Here is a 20,863-nt window from a genome sequence, read left to right as displayed (position 1 = left end):
TTCGCGTAACGCCCCTGCCCGTCAGTCGGCGTGCAGCGCGGCGAAACGTTCGGCCCGGTCGATCTGCGGGGCCAGCGTGCACCAGCGGCCGCCGGTCTCGACCCAATGCGCCGCACGGGCATCGGCCTCGATCACGATTCGGTCGGGCGCGGTGGTCACGATGTCGAAGGGCAGCAGGTTCAGGAAGAGGACAAGCGCTTCGGTGGTCAGGCACATGGGAGGCAACTCCGTTGCTGGTTCGGTCTGTGGCGTCCTCCCACTGGCGCCGCGATGAGCCTAGCATCGGTTCTCACTTGCATGCTGCAGCGCAGCGCAAGTTCGGGGCGCGTGCGGCGGTCGTGCCCAATCGGTCCGCCAACTTCCTCAGAAAGACTGTTTTTTCATCGCGGCTCATGTGTCACGATGCCGTGAAGCAACGCCGACGGATGTGTTTTGCACCTCTCCGGTTTGCCTCTGCCTGGAGGCTGGGATCGTCGTAACGCTGCTGTTAACCTGTAACGTGCACACCCTGTGCGTGCGCACACTTTCCCGAAGAGGGCTGTCAGATGGTCGATCTCACCCCTTTGCCCGCGCTTCTGGCCACCGAGGACTGGCCCGAGGCCGAGCGTCTCCTGCGGTCTGCCGCGGCCGAGGAAGAAGCCACCGCGCCGGTCTGTTACAACCTAGCCAAGGTTCTGGAAAAGCAGGAGAAACATGCCACTCGCGAGGACTGGTTGCGCCGCGCGCTGGCCCGTGATCCGGCGCATGGCAAGGCGTGGTTCGAACTGGGGCGCCTGCGGCTCGCCGCTGACAACCTGGAGGAGGCGGAGGCGGCCTTTTCGCGCGCGGCCGAGCACATGCCGCAGGACATGGAAAGCTGGCGGATGGTGATGCGCGTAAGGCTGCGCCTGGGGCTGTGGGACGGTGTGCGCGATGCGCTGATGTACCTGCCGAGCGATGCCGAGACGCGCAGCGTTGCACGCAGTGTCGCGGCCGAGATCCAGCGCCAGACGCGCGGCCTTTGCCGACCCACTGTGCAGCCCCGTCCGGCCTGACCCCAGCATCTACGGCTGCCCGTCGCGCACTTGCTCAAATTGAAACTTCTCGCATTCGCCCGAACTGGCTTCGGTGCGGTCAGGCCCCTTGTTTTCCTGACTATCCGTAGCGCTGCGCGCCGGTGCGCGTGAGATCATCCGCATATTCCGGCGCCTCACGGCGCAATGTGGCGTCCTTTCCATGAAACTCGGAACTCTTTGTTAAGACAGCGTGCGTATTCCTGCTGAGCGTCAAACGCGCCGCACGACAGGCGCACGAAGTGCCACGAGGGATGCTGTTCGCGATGCCAGACATAAATTTCCATGCGCTCGGGCCACACCGCGCCCGTTCCGGTGAAGACCCGCTCGTTTCGTTTCTGCTGAACGCGCGGAAGGCCCCGGTGACGGTATCGGCGCGCGACGTGGCGCGGCTCGATTCCCACCGGCTGCAACTGCTTCTGGTGGCGCAGAAACAGTGGGAGGCCGACGCGGTGAAGTTCGAAGTCACCGAGATGTCGCCCTCCTTCCGCGAAGGGCTCGAACGGCTTGGGCTCACATCCGACCATTTCGACAGGGAGTTGCCCCAATGACGACCAAGGTCCTGGCGATCGACGATTCGCGTACCATCCGCAACCTGCTTCGCGTCTCCCTGGAGGGGGCCGGGTTCGAGTTTCATTCCGCCTGCGACGGGCAGGAAGGGGTGGACATCTTTCCGGAGGTCGATCCGGACGTCGTGATCACCGACATCAACATGCCGAAGATGGACGGCTTCGGCGTGATCGACACGCTGCGGGGCGGACCGAACCGGACAAACGTGCCGATTCTGGTCCTCACCACGGAGAGTTCGGACGATCTGAAGGCGCGCGCCCGCAATGCCGGCGCGACCGGATGGATCGTGAAACCTTTCGATGACGCATCGCTGGTCTCGGTGCTGCGCCGACTGACGGGACACATGGGCTGATGAGCGGGAATTCGATCAGGGACACCTTCTTCGAGGAATGCGAAGAGCTTCTCGAAGCGCTGGTGGAAGGTCTGGCCTCCATGGAGGGGAGCCCGGACGACATGGAAATCATCAACGCGGTCTTCCGCGCGGTGCATTCGATCAAGGGCGGCGCGGGGGCCTTCGGTCTCGAACGGCTGGTCAGCTTCGCCCACGCCTTCGAGACGGTGCTCGACAAGGTCCGCGACAAGGAACTCGGCATCGACGAGAAGCTGATGTCGGTGGCGCACCGCTCCGGAGACCAGCTGTCGGATCTCGTGGCCTCCGCCCGCGACGACAGCCCGCTGGACGAGGCGGCGGAAGACGAACTCAAGAAGGAGCTGGAAAGCTACCTCGGCGGCAGCGCCGATGCCGAGGAGTTCTCCTTCGACGCGCTGACGCTGGACTTCGGCGGGGGCGGCGCGACCGCCGCCGTGGAAGAGGCCGAGGCAACCGGGCAGCGGGTGTTCTCCATCCGGTTCAAGCCGATGAAGGCGCTCTATGAAAACGGCCACGAGCCGCTGCTGATCTTCGATGCCCTGGCAGAGTTCGGCACGCTCAGCGTGACGGCCGACCTGTCCGGCCTGCCGGCCTTCGACGCCTTCGATCCGAACGACGCGGTGATCTCCTGGACGCTGACGCTCACGACCGGGGAAAGCGAGACGACCCTGCACGAGGTCTTCGAGTTCGTCGAAGGGCTGTGCGAACTGGACGTCAGCGTGGAGGAAGGCGCGGCCCCCCCGGTCATGGTGGCCGCCCCACCGCCAGCCGCCTCCGCCCCTATAGCGGATGACTTGCATGACGACGACCACGACGAGGTACACGCCCCGTCCAGCAGCGCAAAGACGCCCTCTGCGTCGGCCTCCAAGGAAGCGCGCGGCCCGAAGCCCACGCTGCGCGTCGATCTCGACCGGGTGGACCGGCTGATCAACACGGTGGGCGAGCTGATCATCAATCAGGCCATGATCTCGCAGCGGATCGAGGAACTGGATCTGCCGACCGTGGCGCACCTGACCAACGAACTGGAGGCCTACAAGCTTCTTGCGCGCGACATCCAGGAAGGCGTCATGGCGATCCGCGCCCAGCCGGTGAAACCCCTCTTCCAACGCATGTCGCGCATCGTCCGCGAAGCGTCCGATGCCACTGGCAAGAAGTCGAAACTGGTGACGGTGGGCGACTCGACCGAGGTCGACAAGACGGTGATCGAACGGCTCGCCGATCCGTTGACGCACATGATCCGCAACGCCGTGGACCACGGGCTCGAAAAGCCAGATGTGCGCGAAGCTGCGGGAAAGGACGTGGTCGGCACGATCCGCCTTTCGGCTGCGCATCGCTCCGGCAGCGTCTTCATCGAGATCTCCGACGACGGCGCCGGCCTGAACCGCGAACGCATCCTCGAAAAGGCGATCGAGAAGAACCTCGTCGCGCCGGAGGCGGAGCTTTCCGACCCGGAGATCGACAACCTTCTGTTCCTGCCCGGTTTTTCGACCGCGGGCCAGGTGTCGAGCCTCTCGGGCCGCGGCGTCGGGATGGACGTGGTCAAGAACGCTGTCCAGGCGCTTGGCGGCCGGGTCTCCATCACCTCGACCCAAGGAAAGGGCACCACGTTCACCATCGTCCTGCCCCTGACGCTGGCCGTGATGGACGGGTTCGTCATCTCCGTCTCGGACCAGACGATGGTCATCCCGATCTCCTCGATCCTTGAGACGATCCGCCCCAATCCGCGCGACATTCACACCGTCGGAACGGACAGCGAGGTCGTCAGCGTGCGCGGCTCCTACGTGCCGATTGTCGATGTCGCCGAGAGCCTCGGCCTCGAACACGCCGGCGCGCGCAACAACACCGGCATCCTGCTGCTGGTCACGACCGAGATGCAGGGGCTGACCGCGCTCCGGGTCACGGCCATCCACGATCAACGTCAGGTCGTCATCAAGAGCCTGGAAAGCAACTATGCGGCGATCCCGGGTGTCTCGGCAGCCACCATTCTCGGCGACGGCAAGATTGCCCTGATCCTCGACCCGGAAGAAATCATCAGGCTAGGCCATTCTTCCGGACCAGACCTTTTTGCTCAGCACACCAGAATGGAGCTTCGTCATGTCTGAACCAGCAGAAATGCGCGCGGATACGCAGTTCGAATTCATCACCTTCTCGGCCGGCGGTCAGAACTACTGCCTGGAGATCACGCAGATCCGGGAGATCCGGCGCTGGACCCCGGTGACCGCCCTGCCCCACACGCCCAAGGACGTGCTGGGCGTGATGAACCTGCGCGGGGCGGTCATTCCCATCTTCGACCTGGCAGCACGGTTCGGCCTGGGATCGACGCCCGCCAACGAACGCAACGTGGTGATCGTGGCCGCCATGGAAGGCACGACCATCGGCCTGCTGGTGGAATCCGTCTCGGAAATCCTCTCGGTGGAGAAAAGCGCCATCCAGGAGACGCCGGACATCAAGTCCGAAGCGACGCGGCACAGCATCCTCGGGATGATCTCGGTCGACGACACCATGGTCCGGGTCGTCAACCTTGAAGCCGTGCTGGAATCGGGCAAGGGCGTCACCTCATGACACAAGCGGAAGTTGGCAGCACACTCAGGGAGATCCCGTTCAGCGATGCCGACTTCCGGGCAATCGCGGATCTGGCCCTGGCGGAGTTCGGCCTCAACCTTGCCGAAAGCAAGAAGCCGCTGGTTTATTCCCGCCTTTCCAAGCGGCTGAAGGCACGCGACGTGCCGAGCTTTCCGCTTTACCTGGCACTGCTGGAACGCAAGGAAGAGAACGACGAACGGCTGGAGTTGATCTCGGCCCTGACGACCAACGTCACCAGTTTCTTCCGCGAGAAGCACCATTTCGACATGCTGCGCGACGAACGCGTGCCGGCGATGATCGAAAAGATCAGGGCGGGCGAACGCATACGCATCTGGTCGGCGGGCTGTTCGTCCGGCCAGGAGCCTTACTCGATCGCCATGACCATCCTGGACAAGATCCCGGACGCAGCCCGCCAGAACGTGAAGATCCTCGCCACCGACATCGATCCGAAGATCGTGGAGCGTGCCCGCAACGGACAGTACCCGGAAACGGAAGGGACGGGCATACCGCCCGCTTTCCTTCAGAAATGGACGCAAAAGATCCCGCCGAACGAGATCCGCATGTCGAACGAGTTACGCTCGCTGATCACCTTTGCGGAGCTGAACCTGATGAGCGAATGGCCTTTCCAGGGGCCGTTCGACGCGATCTTCTGCCGCAACGTCGCCATCTATTTCAACCAGGAGACGCAGCAGCGCCTCTGGTCCCGTTTCGCCGACAAGCTCGCGCCGGATGCGCTGTTCTGCATCGGCCATTCGGAACGGGTCACCGGGCCCGCCACCCAGCAACTGGCGGCAACCGGCATCACCAGCTATCGCAAGACCGGGTCCACCGGTCGGCACGCATCATAACAGGAGACTGAGATGAGCTTGAAGGACTCGCTGAGAATCATGGTGGTCGACGACATGGCCACCAGCCGTGGGCTCATTACCCAGGCCCTGGACGACATCGGCATCAAGAATTACATCACCGAAAACGACGGGCGCAAGGCACTAGAACGCCTAGGCGCCAACCCGGTCCATCTGGTCCTGTCGGACTACAACATGCCCGGGCTCGACGGTCTGGGACTGCTCAAGGCGGTGCGCAGCTCTGCCGCCACGCAGAAGATCGGGTTCATTCTCGTGACCGGACGCCCCACGCCCGAGATCGTTGCACAGGCGAAACAGCTTGGCCTGAACAACATGATCAAGAAGCCCTTCACCTCGGACACCATGAAGCAGTGCATCGAAAGTGTCGTGGGACGGTTGTGATGCGCATGGAGCCGCCCCCCTTGCCCCTCAGACTGGCGGCTGAACGCGTATCGGCCGAGCTTGAAGCGCTGTATGACCGGCTCGAACGGCTGGAGTACGGGCTAGACATGGTGTTCATGCACACCACCGAAGCCCTCGACGGCCAGACGATCAGCATGCTTCAGGAACTGGACATGCTCCGGCAATCGCTGGGCGCGCTTGCCGATTTCCTCGTGCACCTGGCGAGGGATACAAACGAGTGCGGTCTCGTCAACCCTGAAGAGGCGCTGAGGTCGGTGCCGCTCAGGGACATGGCGGTCAGGCTCGGCGGCAAGACGAAGGCCGAGCCGGTCAGCGGCCACGCGGAACTGTTCTGAGCGCCGCCGCCTACACGTAACGCCAGCGCCGGCATCTCCGCCGGCTTGCAGAGGTCGAGGAATGGTTACCCACAGCGTCATCGTTGCGACACCCGACGGACTTCAGCGCAACCGTCTGGCCCGGATCGTCGACACTGCGCCGGAGTTCGAAGTGATCGCCTGCACGAGCGATCTCATGAACACCTACAACGAGGTGGAAGAACGGCTGCCCAACGCCGTGCTGATCGCCGAAGTGCTTGCGAACCTGCCGGAGTTCGAGGTGATGCACGCGCTATTCTCGACTCTGGACATACGCTGGCTGGTGATCACCGGGCGGGGCGCTGCCAGCGCGAACCTCGCGCGCGCGCACAAGCCGCGGCGCAGCAGTGCCGACCTGTTCTCGATCCCCATGGATTCACCGGCGGACACGGTCATCGAACAGCTGAAAAGCCTGACGCGCACCGCGGCCTCCAGACGGCCCGCCGCCAAGAAGCCTGTTCATATACCGCCGCCAGCGCCGCGCCCGACAGCTAGAACACCGCCCCCGGAACTGCCGAGACGGCCGCAGCCCGGCGTGCCGAAAGGACAGGGCAGTCCGCTGATCCTGATCGGCGCCAGCACGGGCGGCGTGGACGCCTTGCTGAGCGTGCTGGACAGTTTCCCGTCCGATTGCCCGCCCACCCTGATCGTGCAGCACACGGGTTCAGGTTTCGGCGAAAGCCTGGTCAGCCTGCTGGACCGGCAATGTCGTGCCCGCGTCGAACTGGCGACAGGCAGCCGTCCGCTGCGGCCCGGGGTCGTCACGGTCGGGGCCGGCGTCCGCAGGCACCTCGTCATCGAGGATGCAGCGGCCCGCACCTGCGGCCTGGGCGACGAGGCCCCGGTCTCCGGCCATGTGCCGTCGGTCGACGCGCTGTTTCATTCGGCGGTGCCGCTCGCGCCCTGCATTGCCGCCGCCCTGCTGACAGGCATGGGGCGGGACGGCGCCGCCGGGCTCAAGGCGTTGCGCGATGCGGGCGCAATGACCGTCGCGCAGGATCAGGCAACAGCGGTCGTCTACGGCATGCCGCGCGCCGCGGCAGAGATTGACGCCGCGGTGCGTATCATGCCGCTCGACAAGATCGGACCGGCTTTGCTGCAGTGCGCGGCGGGCACAAGACAGGAACGCAGGGAGGTCATGCGATGATGGCGAAACCGGAGAAGCTGATCAACGTCATCCAGGGCGACTACGTGATATCGGAAGACCCCGACGCGGTTCTGACGACGGTGCTCGGGTCCTGCATCGCGGTCAGTTTCGTAGATCCTGTCCGCAAGATCGGCGGCATGAACCATTTTCTCTTGCCCAGCCGCGAAGGGCTTGAGGGGGCAAACGTGCGCTACGGCGCCTACGCGATGGAGCTTCTGATCAACGGCCTTCTGAAACGCGGCGCGGACCGGTCGCGCCTTCAGGCGAAGATGTTCGGCGGGGCCAGCATGATGGGCAACCTGCGCGACATCGGCGCCTCCAACGCGGCCTTTGCCCGGAAGTTCCTCAAGGACGAGGACATACCGATCACCGCGGAAAGCACCGGCGGCACCTCGGCGCGGCGGATCCGTTTCTGGCCGACGGACGGGCGGGTGCGCCAATTGCTTGTCAGTGCCGACGTGGAGCCGCTGCCGGTGGAAAAGCCCGCACCGGTGCCGCGCCCGGTGAAGGACGACATCACGCTTTTCTGAGAAGGGTGTGGGGCTGCAATGGCCGCATGTTCGTCCCCTGCGCGATCTGCTAGGCAGGCCCGGACGACGAACCCCGGCCGGATCGCGGCATGGGGCGCGCGCGCCGGTTGCCTGAACGGCCCCCTCGGGTCGCGGCATCGGTGGCGCAGATCCGGAAGGCCAAACGATGCAGGACAAACCCCTGCCCTATACCCGCGACCTGCTGCTGATCGGCGGCGGTCACACCCATGCCCTCGTGCTGCGCATGTGGGGCATGTCAGCCCTGCCCGGCGCCCGGGTGACGGTGATCAACCCGGAGCCCACCGCGCCCTACTCGGGCATGTTGCCGGGACATCTGGCAGGGCACTACGACCGCCGCGCGCTGGACATCGACCTCGTGCAACTGGGGCGGTTCGCCGAGGCACGGGTGATCGTCGGCCGGGTGACCGGTCTCGATACCGACGCGCGGGTGGCCAAGCTGGAGGACGGGCGGCAGATCGCCTTCGACGTGGCGTCGGTCGACGTGGGCATCACGAGCGACATGCCGGCCCTGCCCGGCTTCGCCGCCAACGCCGTACCGGCAAAGCCGCTCGGCCCCTTTGCCTCGGCCTGGGAGCGTTACCTGGAGGGCAACGGCCCCGCGAAGGTGGCCGTGATCGGCGGCGGTGTCGCGGGCGCGGAGATCGCGCTGGCCATGGCGCATGCCCTCGGCGCCCGCGGGCGCAGCGCGGAAGTCCACCTGGTCGAACGCGACACGGCGCTCTCCACCCTGCCCCCGCGCAGTGCTGCCCGTCTGCGCGCGGCTTTCGCGCACATGGGCGTGACGGTGCACGAAGGCGCCGACGTCACCGCAGTGACCGAAGGCGGCGTCATGATCGGCGACCGTCTGCTGGAGGCGGAGTTTGTCTGTGGCGCCGCGGGAGCCCGCCCGCAGGCCTGGCTAGGCGAGACAGGGCTGGCCCTTCACGACGGTTTCGTCGCGGTGGGGCCGACTCTGGAGACCTCCGTCACCGGGATCTTCGCAACCGGGGATTGCGCCCACATGACCGCGTCGCCCCGGCCCAAGGCGGGCGTTTATGCCGTGCGGCAGGCGCCGGTGCTGCTGCACAACCTGCGCGCGCGGCTGTCCGGTCAGGACCGGCTGAAACGCTACCGCCCGCAGCGCGACTACCTGAAGTTGATCTCGCTGGGGGAGAAGGCGGCCCTTGGCGACCGCTTCGGGATGACCTTCCAGGGCAAGTGGGTCTGGCGCTGGAAGGACCATATCGACCGTACGTTCATGGACAAGTTCCGCGACCTGCCCGCCATGACGCAGCCGGCGCTGCCGCGCGACCATGCCGATGGTCTGGCCGATCTGCTTGCGGGCAAACCGCTGTGCGGCGGCTGCGGCGCCAAGGTCGGACAGGAAGCGTTGATGGCCGCCCTGGCCGAGACCGGCGGCACCGCCCTGCCCGGCGACGATGCGGCCATCTTGACCATGGGCGCGGAACGCATGGTGATGAGCACGGACCACCTGCGCGAGATGGTGCGCGATCCGGAGGTCATGACCCGCCTCGCCGCGCATCACGCCCTCGGCGACATCTGGGCCATGGGGGCGGAACCGCACAGCGCGACGGCCAACATCGTCCTGCCGCAGATGGCACCGCGCCTCGCGGGCCGCACCCTGCGCGAAGTCATGTCGGCGGCGCATGAGGTCATGGCCGAGGCCGGCGCGACCATCGTCGGCGGCCACACCTCGCAGGGGGCCGAGATGACCATCGGTTTCACGATCCTCGGCCGCGCGCCCGGGACGCCGCTCACGCTGGACGGTGCCCGACCCGGCGACATCCTCGTGCTGACGAAGCCCATCGGCTCGGGCCTGATCATGGCGGCAGAGATGCAGGGGCTGGCCGCAGGCGATTGGGTGGTCGGCGCGCTGCGGCAGATGACCCGGTCCCAGGGCGCAGCGTCCCGCCTCCTGCGCGTGGCGCATGCGATGACGGATGTCACGGGCTTCGGCCTTGCCGGGCACCTGCGCAACATCTGCCTGAACTCCGCCGTGGGGGCAGAGCTGCGGCTCGACGATGTGCCCCTTCTGAACGGCGCGTTGGAACTGGCGGAGACCGACCTGCGCGCCTCGCTCTTCGCCGAGAATCGTGCGCTTCTTCCCGACGCGCCTGCCGGTCCGCGGGCCGATCTGCTGTTCGATCCGCAGACCGCCGGGGGCCTGCTGGCCGCCGTCCCCGAGGCGGAACGCGGCGTCCTCGCCCGGCTGCGCGAGGCCGGCTATCCCGTGGCCGAGATCGGGCGGATCACCGACCGCGTCGGTCAGATCTCGATCGTCTGAAGCCGCTCCGCGATGCGATCCGCGAGGTCGTCCTGCGCCGCCTCTGTCAGCGCATCGGCATGGAAGACCTCCAGCACGCGGGGCGTCAGCGCCGACATGGACTTGCGGTAGGCCGGGTCGTAGTGATCGGCGGCGAGCGAATGGCAGAGCGTTTCCAGCCGCCCTTCCCCCACGAGTTCCCCCCAGTGGTCGACCAGCGCGTGGCCCCGGTGGTAACGCAGGGGCGCGAGTTTCTCCATCAGCGCCGCGCCATCGGCCAGGATGTCGGCGTAGGCCTCCGTCAGGTAACGGGCCCGCACTTCCACCGGGATCTCGACCTCCAGCCACGGCGCGGACTTCATCCCCTCCCACAGCGACGGCGGCAGGTTGATGTCGCCGATCTTGCTGCTTTCGGCCTCCACGATCACAGGGCGGTCCGGCGACAGCGCCAGAAGCCGCTGCGCCAGTTCCGTCTCGAACGCCTTCTGGCTGGGCTGTCCGCCGGCCATGCCGCCCAGAAGCGAGCCGCGGTGGTTCGCCAGCCCCTCGAGGTCAAGCACTTGCACCCCGCGCCGCCCCAGCCGGTGCAGGAGTTCGGTCTTGGCGCTGCCGGTGTAACCGCCGAGCTGGATGAACCGATGCGGCAGGGTGTTGTCGTAAAGGTATCCGCTCACCAGCCGGCGGAAGGTCCGGTAGCCGCCGTCGATCAGCCCGGGCCGCCAGCCGATCTCGCCCAGCATCCACGCGAAACTGCCCGAGCGCTGCCCGCCACGCCAGCAGTAGACCAGCGGCCGCCAGTTGCCTTCGTGATGTGACAGAGAGGTGCGCAGATGGCGGGCGGCGTTCTCAAACACCAGCGCGGCGCCGATCTTGCGGGCCTTGAACGGGCTCTCCTGCTTGTACATCGTGCCGACGCGCGCCCGCTCCTCGTTGTCGAGGACCGGCAGGTTGATGGCGCCGGGTACGTGGTCCTCGGCAAATTCCGCCGGGCTGCGCACATCGATGACGGTGTCGAAGCCGTGATCCAGCAACTCGGGAAGCGTTTTCGGAGAGAGTTTCATCCCCGCGATTTAGCCTTGCACGCGCCGCGAGGGAAGAGGCTGCGGCCTGTTGGAAAAAAGCGTCGATTTTCCGCTGGACACCGGTTTCGGCCTCGACTAAACCGCCTCCACCCGAAGGCGGTGCCCTCTGAGAGAGGACAGGCCTTGACCCGTGCCCGGGTAGCTCAGGGGTAGAGCAGTGGATTGAAAATCCTCGTGTCGGTGGTTCGATTCCGCCCCCGGGCACCATTTTTCCGTAGCAGACCTTCCCTGATGTCCAGTAAACTAAGGCAATAAGGGGTTTCCGGAGCGGCGACACCTCGAAGTTGCTACAGTTTTTGCTACAGGAAATGCTACGGCGCGCGCTGATCAGAAGTCTCGCACCCTCGCCCTCGGATCGCCGAGCTCGAACTCCTCATGCTCGAGATCCGCATCGAGTAGCTGGACCAGCGTCCAGACTCCGCTGCCGTCGTTGCGCCACATCCACTCGATTCCGTCGAGCTCGAACGCTGGCCAGTAGCTGCCCGGGTTGTGCACGTGATGCCAGTTCGTGCCTATCGGGATGTATCCCCAACCCCAGCATGCCACGACCCGGATCACCCAAGGCGGTCTCCGGGGTCCATCAAGGTATGGGTCGTAGGTCGGGAGCTGCGTGTAGTCGGCGTCGACGATTTGCAGCGGCGGGTTGGGCCAGTCGTTCGGATTGATCATGAAGGCAACCTTGGCTGAAAACGGGAAGGGCGAAACGAAAAACCCCCGGCGCCGGGCCGGGGGTCAGGGCTGGGGTGATCGTCAGCAGCGTGAGAGTGCGGCGGCGACGGCGTTGCTGGCCCTGCTGAGGTAGTCCTGGATACTGTCGACGCGGTGCCGATCATAATAGTCGACCCCGAGGTAGTATGCCTCGGACCGGCAGACGAAGTAGGCCCGGCGCGGATCGCTCGAAACGTAGTCCTGCGCCCGTGACATCTCGCGATCATAGCTGTCGCGGTAAAGTCCAGACCATGCGCCAAGGAGGCCTGCGGTCTGGCAGTCGACCCAGTGAAGGTAGGACTTGCCGTGTGAGAGCGCCGAGCGTTGCCCGGGGTCCTTGCACGCTCTCTCTGTGTAGCGCGCCGCCTCCTGTTGGACGGTTGCCGCGGCCGGGACAGCGACGGTGGCGGTCATGATGGCCGCCGCAATGATAGTGAGAATCCTCTTCATGTTCATTCTCCTGATCAGCGGCACATCTGCGCGGGCGTCTTGCGAATGACGCGAGACGACAGGCGGGCTTCGGCGACGCGACGGGTCTTCGCCTCGAGATCCCGAGCGTTCTGCCAAGCCGCGCTGTCGACCGGCTGCTTCATCATGCCGCGCGCCTCTTCGAGCCATTCCGGGCGAAGACCCTGGCGGCGCAGCTCGCGCTGTTCCTGAGTCAGTCGTGTGCCAGTGCGGGCAGACCGCCCAGTCTCGGCTTCGTAGGCGCGACGGAGCATCGCGAAGCCTTTGACGCGAGCAGCAGCCTGCTTTCGTGTCGGCGCGCCCGGGAGCTTTGTTGCGCCGGGAATGAATGCCACGGCGCGATGCTGGCTCCATGCGAAAGCCTCCCAGGCGAGTAGGTCACGCGCCATGGGGTCTTGAGATGCGCTTCGATCGCGGGCCACGTCAGCCGCGGTGATGGCGTATCCGCCAAAAGCTTCATCGAAATTCTTTGCGGGTTTCGGCTTAGTCGTCTGGCGCGCCTCGATCAATCGCCAAAGACGCGCACCACCATTGACCGCGCTGTATACGAATTCTTCGACCTCACGATCCGGATCAATCTCACTCATGTTCCACCTCCATGCCGGGAGCAGGTCCGGCTGTTTCTATTTCTGAACCCTGCTCTGATTAGGAATTAGAAATCGCCCGATGCCCTCACAAAGCGGATTTCGCCTCGATCTCGGGGTTTCGGGAAAAGGGGCTGGAAATACGGGGAAAAGAATTTTTGCGCCGGATGTAAAAAAGGCCCCGGCGATTGCCAGGGCCTCATGCCGCGTCTCGTGCGCTGTTCGCTCGTTCCCGGATTTGTCGTCATGAACCCAGATCGAGGGGCGGCGGACACGACAATACATCCGGGCATGTTTGCGATGGAGCGGCCGTTACCGGGTCCATCTCAGCGGCGCCGAGTTGCGCCGCCGGGTTCTGTCCGCCCTTGCGTATTCTTCAGAAGGGGATTTCGTCCCCATGGTCGGCTGCGGCCGGAGCCGGCGAGGTCGACGTGTTGCCGGACGTGGCGCCGTTCGAGCCCTTGCTATCGAGCAGGGTCAGTTCGCTGCGGTAGGGGCGCAGGACTACTTCGGTCGAGTAGCGGTCCTGGCCGTTCTGGTCCTGCCACTTGCGGGTCTCGAGCTGGCCCTCGATGTAGACCTTCGAGCCCTTCTTCAGGAACCGCTCGGCGATGCCGACCAGAGCCTCGGAGAAGATGGCTACAGAATGCCACTCCGTCCGCTCCTTGCGCTCACCGGTGGTCTTGTCTTTCCAACCCTCGGACGTGGCGACGCGCAGATTGCACACCTTGCCACCGTTCTGGAATTCCTTGACCTCGGGGTCGGCGCCGAGATTGCCGATCAGGATTACTTTGTTGACGCTGCCTGCCATGTGATCTGCCTCTTTTCGCTGGCGTTTCGTTGTCTGATCAGGAGGTAGAGACGAAAGATCCCCGCCCAAAATTGAGCGGGATTTTTCTTCGCTACCGGTCAGCCGAGGCTCTCATTAAGCGCATCGACCGCCGCGCTGGGATCGTTCTCACGGTGATCGTGCGCGGCCGCCTCGATCGCGAGGAGCTGGTCGAGGAGGTCCTCGCCGAGTGCCGCCTTCACGTCGCCAGGAACCTTCGCCCACGCCTCGGCAACGGACTTCTCCGCATCCTCGGCGACCTCGAAGAGCCGGGCACGGAACTTGTCGGCTTTGCTTTCCCGCTCGATGGCGAGGGGCTGGATGGTCGTTCCGGCACGCTTACCACGGGTCGTCGTGAGCTGGAGGGTGCGCGGCTTCGAGAGGCCCTCCATGTGGCTGATCCGGATACCGCCGACAGCGGCGCCGGCCCATTTCACTGACTCATCGTTGAAGATCGTGCAGCTCATCCCGATCCACTTCGAGGCATCACCTCCCCAGATTGCGATGAGAACGCGGCGCGCCGTCAGCGCCGGCTTCCATGGGCGCCCGTCGTCGCCTTCGAAGAAGATGTGCAGGGGCTGCTGATCGCCCTCGGCGACCTTGATGTCGCGGATGCGGATCGTCTGCGGCCCGGCGAGCAAATCGTCCGCGTTGAGCTGATCGCTCTTCGGCTTGATGGTTCCTAAAACGTCGATGGTCTTCATGCCACTTCTCCATCGTCTGCATGTTCGTATTCTTCACGCCGCAGCACCCAGTCCGGCAGGCTCATCGCCTCGATGTTGGGGCTGTATGCCGGCCACTCGCCGGTGCGCTCGCACTCAGCAAAACGAGCGAGGTCTTCGCGATACTCCCGGCGACCGATCGCGATATTCTGTGCGTCGAGGTGGTATACGCCGACGCCATATGGGGCCGTTTTTTCCACCGCCACGAACAGGAAAGCCTTCGGCGCGGGCATGGTGGTCGTGCCCGGAGCCTGCTTCAAAGCAGCTTCGATCCCGTCGAGATAAAAGGCAGCCTGGACGTGGTAGCGCCATTTCCAGACAGACTTCTGGAAGCCATCATACGACGCATCGAGGCACGTCTTGAGATCAACGATGACCCCGTCGTGGCGCCAGAAGTCGGGCCGGCAACGGCACCGGACGCCGGTCTCCTCGTCGGTCCAGTAGCAGCTCAGCTCTGGCACTCCAGAACCAGGAGCGAGAAGCTTCCCAGCCTTCGGATGGCTCATGATCTGACCGTGCATGGCTTCAACTTCAGCCAGATCGGCGGCAGTGATGATCTGCTTGTCGCCCACAGATGCGGCGTGTTCGGCGCGGGCATCGTCGAGAATGATGGCGGATGGATCAGCCGCTCGGATACGGTCAGCAAGATCGGGCTTGTTGCCGCCGACAGGAAGGTCGAGTTCCTTCAGGTAAGCCTTCATATCAGGCATCGTATCGAGAGCGCCTTCAGGCGCCACGAACGGCTCCGCATACCGGTTCCAGAATTCTTCGGGCTCCAGCACTCGGTCGTGCGTCATCGTCCCTTTCAGGAACGCCGCAGTCTCCTTCCGCTCCGCTGTCCGGGAATGAAGGTAATGCGCCGGGCTTTTCCGGATCACGTCGGTTGAGGACTTCGACTTCTCCGGCCCCGAGTGGTATTCCGCGTTCGACAAACCTGGGATCACCCCGACCTTCGGTGCGACAGCCTCGGCCTTTTCCATGTCGATCTCGGCGTGCTTCATTGCCCCAGCCCTGTTCTTATTTCTGTAATGCGTTGCACCGCTTCCGCAGCGGTGAGCCGATCCATCTGGGCCTTCAGGCGGGCGATGGCGTCGGCAAGTTCGAGGGCGCGCAGTTCGCACTCGGACCGCTCATGCGCGAGCGCGATGCACGCATCGAGCAGGGCGACGTAGTCAGCGTTCTCCGGAGCCTCCGCGGCCAAGAGAAGTGCCTCTCGAAGAGGCGTCAGGCCGGGGTGGTTATGGGTGCTTTGCTCTCTCATGGAGAGTAATTAGGCGCCGGGATCTGACGCCCAAAATGGCGGTGCAAGAAACATGCGGAGGGGGTGTTCCGGCCGGAACTTTGACCAACCATAGTCGCTGTTCCGACCGGAACGCCGACCAGGAACTTCCCTCCGACACCGATCAGGAAAGCCCGCGGCAGCGGCCCCCGGCAGGGCGTTATGGGGAGGTCTCGCGCCGGGGAGAAGCACGCGCTCTCCCCACAGCGACGCTGGGATCAGGAAGGGGCAGTCGCGCGCCCCTTGCTTCGCCAGATAGGCCCGTCGGAGACGAGTAAGAGGGGTATCGGGGAGAGTGCGGAACGGCTCCCTGATGAGTGGGAGAGATCGAAGAGAGGGCGGCGCGATAGCCCCCTCTTTTTGTCCGGCTGAAGGCCCGAACGAGCAACTCTGAAAAAGCCGCAGGCGGTCCCGGCGCAGCCGGGATTTGCAGAGTTGTTTAGTGAGATCGTAAGCCGCCTCACACCTTCTTGGAGCGGGCCGGTGATTGAGGCGCCATTTCCCGATCAAAGGGAGGTGCCACGATGGGCCGAAAGATTGTCTATCACATGGAAGGTTGGACTCCGGAGCAGCTCATCGCGTTCCAGGATCATCACAACCGTTCCGGAGGGGACTTGGAGCACTGCGACGAGAACCGCAAGTCAGAGAACGAACAAGTCCACGGGACAGAAACATGGGCCGAGGATTTCGTTGCGGAGGTCGAATTCTTCTCCCAACTCAACATGCGACATGAGGCTGCCCGCGCCGTTGAGCGGGGCCGTCCAGGGGATGCCAAGAAGATCCGGGCGGCAGGGCCTCAGGCCCCCTGGAAAGCATCGAGCGAGCTCGGTGTGGTCCGGTCCGTCATCGTCTCCGCCGACGACTCATTCTTTCGCCAAGAGGGCTTTGAGGATTTCGAGGGCGCCGACTTCCGGGACCCGAAGATCTGCGAGGAATTCAAACAGCGTGCCATCGAATTCATGGATTCGAAGGTCGACAGAAAATACTGCCTTGCGATGTTCTGGGAGCTGGATGAGCAATCTCCCCATCTTCATGCTTACTACGCCTGCTGGAACGTCAAGGACACCAAGACGAAGGGCATCCAGAGGATGCTCCAACCGACGGACATGAAGCACTTTCGGAATGCAGAGAAAGCGCAAACCGAGATCGCAGAATGGTTCGCCCCGATGGGTCTCGATCGAGGGGATGACACCGCGCAGCAGCGCCGGGATGCAAAGGCCAAAGGCGAGGTGCCGCCCGAAAAGAAGAAGCACGTTCCGCCCTGGCTCTACCGGCGGCAGATGCGGGCTGAAGCTCTGACTGCGGCGAATGAGGCGAAGGTCGCAGAAGCGAAGGCGAAGGGCCGGGAGCGCGCAGCGCGCGAGGCCGAGGCAGAGGCCAAGAAAGCGGCCGAGGCGGGGGTCGCCCAGAAGAAAAAGGCGGCAGAGGAGCGCCGGAAACTCGAGGCCGAACGCATCGAGAATGCGCGTATCCTGGCCGAGGTTCGGGCGGCGGAAGAGATCAAGGCGACGGAGCGCAAAGAGTTCGAAGAGGCGAAGGCAAAAGTCGCCGCCGACGCCGCCGATAACGCGCGTCAGCGCGGACTAATCAAGAAAGCCTGGGATGAACTCAAAGCCATCTCGGAACCGATCTACAAGATGCGGGAGCATCTTGAGAAGATGACCGGCGATCAAGTCATCCAGCGTGGATTGGCCAAGGTGAAGAAGCTGTTCAACCTGGACAAGCAGCGGTCGGACAAGGGCTTCGATCTCGAGGATTGATGGTCGCTGTTCCGGCCGGAACAGCGACCGGCCGGGCGCACCGCGAGAGGCCGTCCCGGGACCGATATCTCGGGTATGGCGAGCCTCCGAGAATACCAGCAGCAAGATGTTTCCAAACTCCGCGACACGCTTCGCCAGGGTGCTAAGCGCGTCCTGTTCGAGGCGTCGGTCGGCTATGGCAAGAGCGTCGTCATTGAGACGCTGGCGCACGCCTATGTTGGGGCTGGTCATGATGTCCTCGCCCTCTCGAACCGCCGCGCCGTAGTCGATCAACTTCGGAAACGAGCGAGAGGATCTGAGCGCATCCAGGTCATGACCGTTCAGGCTGCCGATCGCCGCAGAGATGCACTTGGCCAGCCGCGCCTGGTGCTGGTCGATGAGTTCCACATGGGCGGCTCCGGCACACAATACGCCCGCGTCATCGACGCTTGCCCTGGTGCGATCGTCATCGGCTTCACCGGCACCCCGCGCCCGGAATCCTTCGACGCACTGCCGGCTCACGTTCAGGGCAAGTCGGCCGCCTGGCTAACGGATCACGGTTGGCTCGCGCCGCTGCGGTATCGCCTGCCGAGCCGCGTGGATCTCTCCGGGGTGCGCAAGGCCCGCGGCGACTATGTCGAGTCAGACCTCGCCGATGCCGTCGAGAAATCAGAGATTCTGGGTTCGGTCCTGGACACCTACCGTGGGTTCTGCGTTGACCAGCCCACGCTCCTGTTCGGGGTGAACATCAAGCACATCGAGAACATCCAGGCGGAGTTTCAGGCCGCTGGGATCGACGCCGAGACGCTGACAGGAAAGCACTCCGCAACCGAGACCGAACGGCGCATCGACCACCTCACCGACGGCGGCCTCCTTCTCACAGTGGACCGGGTAAGCGCCGGCTTCGATCTTCCCGAGCTCCCGCACATCATCTCCGTTCGGCCGACCCTCTCGGAGCAGCTATGGGTCCAGCAACTCGGACGAGTCGCCAGGGCCGCCGAGGGCAAGGAATGGGGCATGGTCCACGATCACTGCCGCAACAGCGAGCAGTGCGGGACCCTCACCGAGGCTCGCGATTGGAGGAATCCGCGCGAGGGCGAGGAAGACAGAAAGACAGAAAGCGGCGAGCGCCTGGACCTGCGGACCTGCGGCAACTGCGACAATGCTTACAGCAGTTCATCCGACCCGATCTGCCCCTACTGCGGCAACGACAATGGCCAGGATCTGCGGATCTCGGTCCGCGAGGCTGTCGAGCTGCGCGAGAAACGTGCCGAGGAGATCGAAGCCGAGCGCGAAGCTGAGAAGCAGCGCCGAGCGGCGCAACGCAAGCACCTCGGCATGGGCATCAAGCAGCGCGCCGCCATGCTCCGAAACAAGCGCGTTCAAAAACCTTGGGAGGTGGCCGTCGATCAGATGCGCGACCGCCTGGACCGCGCCCTGCGAGAGGGCGACGACGTGGCCGAAAGGTTCGCACGAGGTGAGTTGCGCGCTGCGGGGGTGCGGTCGTGAGCAAGGTCAACCCCGAGAGCAAAGTCGTCGCTGACATGCGCAAGGCAGTTTCCCGGCGGTGGTGTGGTGTCGCTGCTCTCTATCGGAGCCAGGCCGGATCAGGCTTCCCGAGCAAAAAGAGCCCATCCAGAATTGAGTTCCTGCCCGTTGGCTGGCCCGACACAACCCTCCTCATCCGTGGCCGCATCATGGGCGTTGAGGCGAAAACGAAGACGGGACGCCCGGAGGAGAGCCAGCTCAAGATGGCGCGCAATTGGAGGCTATGGGGCGTGCCCTACGTCTTCCCCCGGTCTGTGGATGAGCTGATGGAGGCCATTGAAACCGAGTTCCCGCCCGAGGTCTGGGCTGATCCGACGGCAGAAGAGCGCGACCGGTTCCGCCAGGCCATGGCGCAGAAGGATGACCCCCGCGCCTGGCTGACGGCTGAGGGCTTCCTGTGATCAGCTGGCGGCTCGGAGGCGTTGCTGGAACGCCTGAAGCGCCATCCTACCCTCCGGGCCAGATCTTGAGAGCCAACGCCCCTCGCGCCGCTCTACGGCTGTCCTTGCGCGTTTTCCGAGTCCAAAGGCTGTCAGCTCATCCGCACGAGGTTCATCGTCCGGCATGTAAACGCGCCAGTCCGACCGGCGAACGAGGCACCAGGCGTCACCGAAAGAAAGCCGGACAGAACCTGCGAAAACGACGATCGCGGACGGCTCCCCTCCCCACAACTCCGAGAGTTCCATGCGGCGATGCGCGGAGAGGCTCATGCGGATTCCTTCATCGCCGCCAGCCGCTCGAGCTTGGCATGGTTGCTCTCCCGGGCGCGGTGGTCGAGTTCCCAGCGGGCGATCAGTGAGCGCGCGTAAAATCCTACGTCGGCAACGAAGTCGTCGCCGGCATTGGATGGAGAATTGAGACTCCGGTCCACCTCCTCATCAGACAAAGCGTAGAACGGGCGCCGAGAGCCACCACGACCGTAGCGCTCAACCGTGTAGCGCAGCGCGGCGGCACGGTAGATTTGCGAGTGCCATTCGCGACGCTGGTAGTCGATTTCCCACAGCGGGTAGATGTGTGCGGCGATGAGCTCGAACTCGCCCTTCGGCTCGATACGCTCCACCGTTGCGCCGATCAGACCGCTTCCGCCGAATTTCAGGTGCACATTGAAAGGCACCGCGCATTCCGGGTTCGAGCTGCTGAGATACTCTCGGACGCCGGGGATGCCGATCGTCACGACCTCCCGCCACGCCGCGTCGAACGCGGCGTCGGCATAGCGGCGGATGTTCTTTCCGTATCGAGGGAGGCGGATCATGCCGGCATCTTTCCGCTCTGGAGTGTCTCGGAATACGTCCGATAGTCACCCTTGGCCGCCTCAGTATCGGCAAGACCCAGGCGCCTATCCTGCTCAGCAACGGCGAGCTTCTGGCGTTCGAGAGCCTCGCAGGCGCGGTCAGTCTCCTTGAACGCCAGCCGGCTGAACAAGTCGCCCTGCCGAAACGCCTCATCAATGAGGGCGCGCCAGCCGAGTTGCCGAAGAGTGCCGGTGTAGGTCATGGTGTCGTGGTTGGAGAGAGGCATCAGACCTTCTCCCAGATGCCGCGGCGGTCTATGTGCTTCTCGACCAGCCGATAGTTGCAGGCGACGTCCCAAGCCATCGGGTCGTCATCGTCGAGGTTCATGATCCAGTTCTTGCGCTCTTCGATCAGCTCCTCGTCAGTCATCACTTCGAGATCATCGTCCTCGAGGATCGGGCAGGAGCCGGCGGAGTTTTCGGTTTCGTAATATGCGGTCTTCATCTGTCTGTCTT

At 64.4% G+C, this 20,863-nt stretch carries 26 protein-coding genes and 1 tRNA gene; 15 read left to right on the top strand and 12 right to left on the bottom strand.

All coding sequences use genetic code 11. The features are described 5' to 3' along the window. Positions 1-21: 21 nt before the first annotated feature. The gene (locus QNI11_RS05940) at positions 22-216 is read right to left on the bottom strand and encodes a hypothetical protein (protein ID WP_100927396.1); all 195 of its coding nucleotides are present in this window, start codon (positions 214-216) and stop codon (positions 22-24) included. 329 nt (positions 217-545) lie between these two features. On the opposite strand from QNI11_RS05940, the gene QNI11_RS05935 reads away from it, so the two are divergent. The 11 genes from QNI11_RS05935 (at position 546) to selD (ending at position 10,178) form a co-directional block, all read left to right on the top strand. Continuing rightward, entirely contained in the window at positions 546-1,034 is a 489-nt protein-coding gene (locus QNI11_RS05935) for a tetratricopeptide repeat protein (protein ID WP_283982702.1), read from the top strand. Between the two features lie 284 nt (positions 1,035-1,318). After that, on the top strand, positions 1,319-1,603 hold the full coding sequence (locus QNI11_RS05930; RefSeq protein WP_198521808.1) for an STAS domain-containing protein: 285 nt from the start codon (positions 1,319-1,321) through the stop codon (positions 1,601-1,603). Further along, complete coding sequence (locus QNI11_RS05925; protein WP_100927399.1) at positions 1,600-1,974, top strand: response regulator; 375 nt, start codon at positions 1,600-1,602, stop codon at positions 1,972-1,974. The genes QNI11_RS05930 and QNI11_RS05925 overlap by 4 nt, the downstream gene beginning before the upstream one ends. Continuing rightward, positions 1,974-4,094: a chemotaxis protein CheA gene (locus QNI11_RS05920; protein ID WP_283982701.1), complete on the top strand. Its 2,121-nt coding sequence runs from the start codon at positions 1,974-1,976 to the stop codon at positions 4,092-4,094. Before QNI11_RS05925 ends, QNI11_RS05920 begins: the two co-directional genes overlap by 1 nt. Further along, a complete protein-coding gene (locus QNI11_RS05915; protein ID WP_254698309.1) occupies positions 4,087-4,554 on the top strand; it encodes a chemotaxis protein CheW in 468 nt (155 codons plus the stop codon). Before QNI11_RS05920 ends, QNI11_RS05915 begins: the two co-directional genes overlap by 8 nt. Next, positions 4,551-5,423 carry a protein-glutamate O-methyltransferase CheR gene (locus QNI11_RS05910; RefSeq protein WP_283982700.1) on the top strand — a complete coding sequence of 291 codons (873 nt, stop codon included), beginning with the start codon at positions 4,551-4,553 and terminating at the stop codon, positions 5,421-5,423. Before QNI11_RS05915 ends, QNI11_RS05910 begins: the two co-directional genes overlap by 4 nt. Before the next feature lie 12 nt (positions 5,424-5,435). After that, positions 5,436-5,822, top strand: coding sequence for a response regulator (locus QNI11_RS05905; protein WP_100927402.1), 387 nt, complete (start codon positions 5,436-5,438; stop codon positions 5,820-5,822). 20 nt (positions 5,823-5,842) lie between these two features. Then, positions 5,843-6,178, top strand: coding sequence for a chemotaxis protein (locus QNI11_RS05900; RefSeq protein WP_157814902.1), 336 nt, complete (start codon positions 5,843-5,845; stop codon positions 6,176-6,178). Positions 6,179-6,353: 175 nt separating this feature from the next. After that, positions 6,354-7,343 (top strand): CheB methylesterase domain-containing protein, encoded by a 990-nt coding sequence (locus tag QNI11_RS05895; RefSeq protein WP_283982699.1) that lies wholly within the window; start codon positions 6,354-6,356, stop codon positions 7,341-7,343. Further along, complete coding sequence (locus QNI11_RS05890) at positions 7,340-7,873, top strand: chemotaxis protein CheD (RefSeq protein ID WP_283982698.1); 534 nt, start codon at positions 7,340-7,342, stop codon at positions 7,871-7,873. The genes QNI11_RS05895 and QNI11_RS05890 overlap by 4 nt, the downstream gene beginning before the upstream one ends. Before the next feature lie 166 nt (positions 7,874-8,039). After that, positions 8,040-10,178 (top strand): selenide, water dikinase SelD, encoded by a 2,139-nt coding sequence (gene selD, locus QNI11_RS05885; protein WP_283982697.1) that lies wholly within the window; start codon positions 8,040-8,042, stop codon positions 10,176-10,178. On the opposite strand, the gene mnmH is transcribed toward selD, so the two are convergent. Continuing rightward, on the bottom strand, positions 10,160-11,218 hold the full coding sequence (gene mnmH, locus QNI11_RS05880) for a tRNA 2-selenouridine(34) synthase MnmH (RefSeq protein ID WP_283982696.1): 1,059 nt from the start codon (positions 11,216-11,218) through the stop codon (positions 10,160-10,162). The two genes, selD and mnmH, sit on opposite strands and share 19 nt — an antisense overlap. Before the next feature lie 153 nt (positions 11,219-11,371). On the opposite strand from mnmH, the gene QNI11_RS05875 reads away from it, so the two are divergent. Next, positions 11,372-11,446, top strand: a tRNA-Phe gene (locus QNI11_RS05875). A gap of 120 nt (positions 11,447-11,566) precedes the next feature. On the opposite strand, the gene QNI11_RS05870 is transcribed toward QNI11_RS05875, so the two are convergent. The 7 genes from QNI11_RS05870 to QNI11_RS05840 form a co-directional block, all read right to left on the bottom strand. Then, positions 11,567-11,908 (bottom strand): hypothetical protein, encoded by a 342-nt coding sequence (locus tag QNI11_RS05870; protein ID WP_283982695.1) that lies wholly within the window; start codon positions 11,906-11,908, stop codon positions 11,567-11,569. An 81-nt stretch (positions 11,909-11,989) separates the two neighbouring features. After that, a complete protein-coding gene (locus tag QNI11_RS05865) occupies positions 11,990-12,397 on the bottom strand; it encodes a hypothetical protein (protein ID WP_283982694.1) in 408 nt (135 codons plus the stop codon). A 14-nt stretch (positions 12,398-12,411) separates the two neighbouring features. Further along, a complete protein-coding gene (locus tag QNI11_RS05860; RefSeq protein WP_283982693.1) occupies positions 12,412-13,002 on the bottom strand; it encodes a hypothetical protein in 591 nt (196 codons plus the stop codon). 373 nt (positions 13,003-13,375) lie between these two features. Continuing rightward, positions 13,376-13,810, bottom strand: a complete 435-nt coding sequence (gene ssb, locus QNI11_RS05855) for a single-stranded DNA-binding protein (protein ID WP_283982692.1) — start codon at positions 13,808-13,810, stop codon at positions 13,376-13,378. Positions 13,811-13,908: 98 nt separating this feature from the next. Beyond that, positions 13,909-14,532 carry a hypothetical protein gene (locus QNI11_RS05850; protein WP_283982691.1) on the bottom strand — a complete coding sequence of 208 codons (624 nt, stop codon included), beginning with the start codon at positions 14,530-14,532 and terminating at the stop codon, positions 13,909-13,911. After that, positions 14,529-15,551 (bottom strand): PD-(D/E)XK nuclease-like domain-containing protein, encoded by a 1,023-nt coding sequence (locus QNI11_RS05845; protein ID WP_283982690.1) that lies wholly within the window; start codon positions 15,549-15,551, stop codon positions 14,529-14,531. The genes QNI11_RS05850 and QNI11_RS05845 overlap by 4 nt, the downstream gene beginning before the upstream one ends. After that, positions 15,548-15,751 (bottom strand): hypothetical protein, encoded by a 204-nt coding sequence (locus QNI11_RS05840; RefSeq protein WP_283982689.1) that lies wholly within the window; start codon positions 15,749-15,751, stop codon positions 15,548-15,550. Before QNI11_RS05840 ends, QNI11_RS05845 begins: the two co-directional genes overlap by 4 nt. Positions 15,752-16,353: 602 nt before the next feature. Between QNI11_RS05840 and QNI11_RS05835 the strand changes: the two genes are divergently transcribed. The 3 genes from QNI11_RS05835 (at position 16,354) to QNI11_RS05825 (ending at position 19,517) form a co-directional block, all read left to right on the top strand. Continuing rightward, entirely contained in the window at positions 16,354-17,589 is a 1,236-nt protein-coding gene (locus QNI11_RS05835; protein ID WP_283982688.1) for a hypothetical protein, read from the top strand. 75 nt (positions 17,590-17,664) lie between these two features. Beyond that, positions 17,665-19,077: a DEAD/DEAH box helicase gene (locus QNI11_RS05830; protein ID WP_283982687.1), complete on the top strand. Its 1,413-nt coding sequence runs from the start codon at positions 17,665-17,667 to the stop codon at positions 19,075-19,077. After that, positions 19,074-19,517, top strand: coding sequence for a hypothetical protein (locus QNI11_RS05825; protein WP_283982686.1), 444 nt, complete (start codon positions 19,074-19,076; stop codon positions 19,515-19,517). Before QNI11_RS05830 ends, QNI11_RS05825 begins: the two co-directional genes overlap by 4 nt. A 305-nt stretch (positions 19,518-19,822) precedes the next feature. Here QNI11_RS05825 and QNI11_RS05820 read toward each other — a convergent pair whose 3' ends face one another. The 3 genes from QNI11_RS05820 to QNI11_RS05810 are packed head-to-tail and all read right to left on the bottom strand — an operon-like array spanning position 19,823 to position 20,852. Continuing rightward, complete coding sequence (locus tag QNI11_RS05820) at positions 19,823-20,368, bottom strand: hypothetical protein (protein WP_283982685.1); 546 nt, start codon at positions 20,366-20,368, stop codon at positions 19,823-19,825. Next, positions 20,365-20,634 carry a hypothetical protein gene (locus tag QNI11_RS05815; protein ID WP_283982684.1) on the bottom strand — a complete coding sequence of 90 codons (270 nt, stop codon included), beginning with the start codon at positions 20,632-20,634 and terminating at the stop codon, positions 20,365-20,367. The genes QNI11_RS05820 and QNI11_RS05815 overlap by 4 nt, the downstream gene beginning before the upstream one ends. Continuing rightward, positions 20,634-20,852: a hypothetical protein gene (locus QNI11_RS05810; protein ID WP_283982683.1), complete on the bottom strand. Its 219-nt coding sequence runs from the start codon at positions 20,850-20,852 to the stop codon at positions 20,634-20,636. Before QNI11_RS05810 ends, QNI11_RS05815 begins: the two co-directional genes overlap by 1 nt. Positions 20,853-20,863: the final 11 nt, after the last annotated feature.

Source organism: Sagittula sp. MA-2, assembly GCF_030126985.1.
Taxonomy (GTDB): domain Bacteria; phylum Pseudomonadota; class Alphaproteobacteria; order Rhodobacterales; family Rhodobacteraceae; genus Sagittula.
Note: the sequence above shows the minus strand (reverse complement) of the source record. Positions and strands in the feature narration are given on the sequence as shown.

What these genes read in the sequence shown, in the direction of transcription:
- QNI11_RS05940 (WP_100927396.1), bottom strand. Translation starts at nt 216, where the DNA reads ATGTGCCTGACCACCGAAGCGCTTGTCCTCTTCCTGAACCTGCTGCCC.
- QNI11_RS05935 (WP_283982702.1), top strand. Translation starts at nt 546, where the DNA reads ATGGTCGATCTCACCCCTTTGCCCGCGCTTCTGGCCACCGAGGACTGG.
- QNI11_RS05930 (WP_198521808.1), top strand. Translation starts at nt 1,319, where the DNA reads ATGCCAGACATAAATTTCCATGCGCTCGGGCCACACCGCGCCCGTTCC.
- QNI11_RS05925 (WP_100927399.1), top strand. Translation starts at nt 1,600, where the DNA reads ATGACGACCAAGGTCCTGGCGATCGACGATTCGCGTACCATCCGCAAC.
- QNI11_RS05920 (WP_283982701.1), top strand. Translation starts at nt 1,974, where the DNA reads ATGAGCGGGAATTCGATCAGGGACACCTTCTTCGAGGAATGCGAAGAG.
- QNI11_RS05915 (WP_254698309.1), top strand. Translation starts at nt 4,087, where the DNA reads ATGTCTGAACCAGCAGAAATGCGCGCGGATACGCAGTTCGAATTCATC.
- QNI11_RS05910 (WP_283982700.1), top strand. Translation starts at nt 4,551, where the DNA reads ATGACACAAGCGGAAGTTGGCAGCACACTCAGGGAGATCCCGTTCAGC.
- QNI11_RS05905 (WP_100927402.1), top strand. Translation starts at nt 5,436, where the DNA reads ATGAGCTTGAAGGACTCGCTGAGAATCATGGTGGTCGACGACATGGCC.
- QNI11_RS05895 (WP_283982699.1), top strand. Translation starts at nt 6,354, where the DNA reads ATGAACACCTACAACGAGGTGGAAGAACGGCTGCCCAACGCCGTGCTG.
- QNI11_RS05890 (WP_283982698.1), top strand. Translation starts at nt 7,340, where the DNA reads ATGATGGCGAAACCGGAGAAGCTGATCAACGTCATCCAGGGCGACTAC.
- selD (WP_283982697.1), top strand. Translation starts at nt 8,040, where the DNA reads ATGCAGGACAAACCCCTGCCCTATACCCGCGACCTGCTGCTGATCGGC.
- mnmH (WP_283982696.1), bottom strand. Translation starts at nt 11,218, where the DNA reads ATGAAACTCTCTCCGAAAACGCTTCCCGAGTTGCTGGATCACGGCTTC.
- QNI11_RS05870 (WP_283982695.1), bottom strand. Translation starts at nt 11,908, where the DNA reads ATGATCAATCCGAACGACTGGCCCAACCCGCCGCTGCAAATCGTCGAC.
- QNI11_RS05865 (WP_283982694.1), bottom strand. Translation starts at nt 12,397, where the DNA reads ATGAAGAGGATTCTCACTATCATTGCGGCGGCCATCATGACCGCCACC.
- QNI11_RS05860 (WP_283982693.1), bottom strand. Translation starts at nt 13,002, where the DNA reads ATGAGTGAGATTGATCCGGATCGTGAGGTCGAAGAATTCGTATACAGC.
- ssb (WP_283982692.1), bottom strand. Translation starts at nt 13,810, where the DNA reads ATGGCAGGCAGCGTCAACAAAGTAATCCTGATCGGCAATCTCGGCGCC.
- QNI11_RS05850 (WP_283982691.1), bottom strand. Translation starts at nt 14,532, where the DNA reads ATGAAGACCATCGACGTTTTAGGAACCATCAAGCCGAAGAGCGATCAG.
- QNI11_RS05845 (WP_283982690.1), bottom strand. Translation starts at nt 15,551, where the DNA reads ATGAAGCACGCCGAGATCGACATGGAAAAGGCCGAGGCTGTCGCACCG.
- QNI11_RS05835 (WP_283982688.1), top strand. Translation starts at nt 16,354, where the DNA reads ATGGGCCGAAAGATTGTCTATCACATGGAAGGTTGGACTCCGGAGCAG.
- QNI11_RS05830 (WP_283982687.1), top strand. Translation starts at nt 17,665, where the DNA reads ATGGCGAGCCTCCGAGAATACCAGCAGCAAGATGTTTCCAAACTCCGC.
- QNI11_RS05820 (WP_283982685.1), bottom strand. Translation starts at nt 20,368, where the DNA reads ATGATCCGCCTCCCTCGATACGGAAAGAACATCCGCCGCTATGCCGAC.
- QNI11_RS05815 (WP_283982684.1), bottom strand. Translation starts at nt 20,634, where the DNA reads ATGCCTCTCTCCAACCACGACACCATGACCTACACCGGCACTCTTCGG.
- QNI11_RS05810 (WP_283982683.1), bottom strand. Translation starts at nt 20,852, where the DNA reads ATGAAGACCGCATATTACGAAACCGAAAACTCCGCCGGCTCCTGCCCG.